This is a genomic window from Legionella quateirensis (genome assembly GCF_001467955.1).
Lineage (GTDB): Bacteria > Pseudomonadota > Gammaproteobacteria > Legionellales > Legionellaceae > Legionella > Legionella quateirensis.
Window position 1 is genome coordinate 1504 of record NZ_LNYR01000026.1, and the last position, 657, is coordinate 2160.

Genomic DNA, 657 nt, shown 5'->3' on the forward strand with positions numbered 1-657 from the left:
CGCTCAAACCACGAATGAAGACACCGCTCAAGTCTTTAGCTCTGCTAATGGCAATGCGATAAGCCTCACCGATATAGACAGCGCTTCTGTGACCACCACGATTTCTGTGGCACACGGCAGTTTAACGGCTTTGGCAACGGCAGGGGTAATGATCAGCAATAACGGCACGGGCAGTGTAACCTTAACAGGTTCTCCTGCTGCAATTACCACAGCTTTGGATGGTTTATCTTACACTCCTGTTGCTGATTACAACGGTGCAGACAGCTTAACTATAGTCACCAGTGACGGCACCTTAAGTGATACGGACAATATTGCCATTACAGTCAATCCAGTCGTGGATATTGCCAACGATGCCATAACCCTGAATGAAGACACGGTGGCTACTTATGATGTGAATAATAATGATACCTTTGAAAACGCAGGCCATACCATCACTGCGATTGATGGTACAGCTATTACCGCAGGCAACACCGTAACGGTAGCCAACGGCACAGTGCTGTTAAATAATGACGGCACTTTAAGCTTTACCCCAACCGCTAATTACAATGGCAGCACCAGTTTTACTTATACAGTGACTTCTGGCGGAGTTACGGAAACGGCTACGGTGAATCTGACAGTCAATCCGGTTAATGATGCCCCAACCAACAGCGTCCCTGG

Annotated in this window: 1 protein-coding gene; it reads left to right on the forward strand. The window is 47.6% G+C overall.

Annotated elements, in window-relative coordinates:
• Window positions 1-657 (forward strand): Ig-like domain-containing protein (locus tag Lqua_RS09670; RefSeq protein ID WP_169792350.1); only part of this gene is annotated, 657 nt, incomplete at both ends.